The sequence below is a fragment of the Halorubrum sp. Ea1 genome, from assembly GCF_002252965.1.
In the GTDB taxonomy this organism is placed as follows: Archaea; Halobacteriota; Halobacteria; order Halobacteriales; family Haloferacaceae; genus Halorubrum.
This window is the reverse complement of record NZ_NHPG01000071.1, coordinates 1-1,255: the sequence shown is the minus strand read 5'-3', so window position 1 is coordinate 1,255 and position 1,255 is coordinate 1. Positions and strand designations below refer to the sequence as shown.

The following is a 1,255-nucleotide window of genomic DNA, read 5'->3' as shown; positions in this document are numbered from 1 at the left end:
TGATATATTCTGACCCAGTCGCGGTCAGTACAGGTGACTCACGGATCGATCAAGACAGAGTGCCTCGCTTTTAATGTTTAAGATACGCAGAAATTGTTTCAACAAGACACTTACCACTTGACTGGAACTCGTTGTCTATGGTTTCTCACACCCGGCGTACAGTGTTAGCGGCTCTCGCTAGTGTTGGGCTCGCTGGCTGTACAAGTATCACTAACCCGGACGCACAGGATGAGGATGAATTACCAGATCAGTGCCCCACGTCACAGGATCTCGATGTTGAGTGGCCGCGGGATCTCACCACGGAGTCCGCAGCAGAGTTTGTCACAGAATACGAGGAAGCATATCTGTCCGAGCAAGAACAAGGCGATTCAGAGTTCGTCGCTTTCAATCTCGATATACAACTAAATCAAGGGGTATCGAGGTTCTTTCGTGGCTTCTCACCGTATTTGACTGGTGGATTTCGAATAACCGCCAACAGCCGTGGAAGCGTTGAGTCTTATGTACTAGAACTAACTGCGATTGAAGCTAACCCCGCTGGAACGCCAAAATACCCAGACGAAACTTATGTTCCTGAAGACTCATTGCTAGAAGATCCCGATTTCATCCCAATTGATGAAATCATGGATCAGCGACTCCGAGCAACACTAAAGGGCGCCGCAGACTCGGGTACCCAAAAAGCGAGAGTCACTTCAACCTCAGAGATTGAACGATATGCCGATCTGGTGGGAAACCTTCCAACAAATCATCCTCTGAAGATAATAGGGTAGCATACTTCGACGTCGATGGAACACTAGTCCTGTTGATCGCTCAATGGAACGGAGGAAGTGTTGGTTTGTGGGAAGGCTCCGCACATTACTATGTTACAGAGAACGTCGTTTGGCGAAACAACGAAGAAGACGGATCGCCACGGGACGGAACGCTGGTCGAATGTCGTCCGCCGGAGTGAGCTTAGAGATGATACCATACTTAGTGAGAAAATGTAGAAAGTCCCACTGTGATCTCAATATCTTCGTGGATACTATCAACGTGTTAATTTCGTCGTGAAATAGTCGATTCGCATTCTTCAGCGACCAGCTGTTTCAGCCCAGTTTGTGTCTGAAGAATAGGATTTCAACAGAGCCTGCGTGACTATTCACAAGTAATTAGGGAGCGTTGCCCTCAGCCGTTTATAACTGATCGACGACTCTGCGGTGACAACCTCCAAAGCCCCAGCCGGCGAGGCGGGCACACGCTCGCTGCGGTCCTCAGTCGCTCG

Annotated in this window: 1 protein-coding gene; it reads left to right on the top strand. The window is 49.2% G+C overall.

The window, feature by feature from the left end; genetic code table 11:
* Positions 1–137 precede the first annotated feature (137 nt).
* A complete protein-coding gene (locus tag DJ73_RS19720; protein ID WP_141212930.1) occupies positions 138–767 on the top strand; it encodes a hypothetical protein in 630 nt (209 codons plus the stop codon).
* Positions 768–1,255 lie beyond the last annotated feature (488 nt).

Coding starts and splice junctions, on each gene's coding strand:
- DJ73_RS19720 (WP_141212930.1), top strand. CDS start 138: ATGGTTTCTCACACCCGGCGTACAGTGTTAGCGGCTCTCGCTAGTGTT.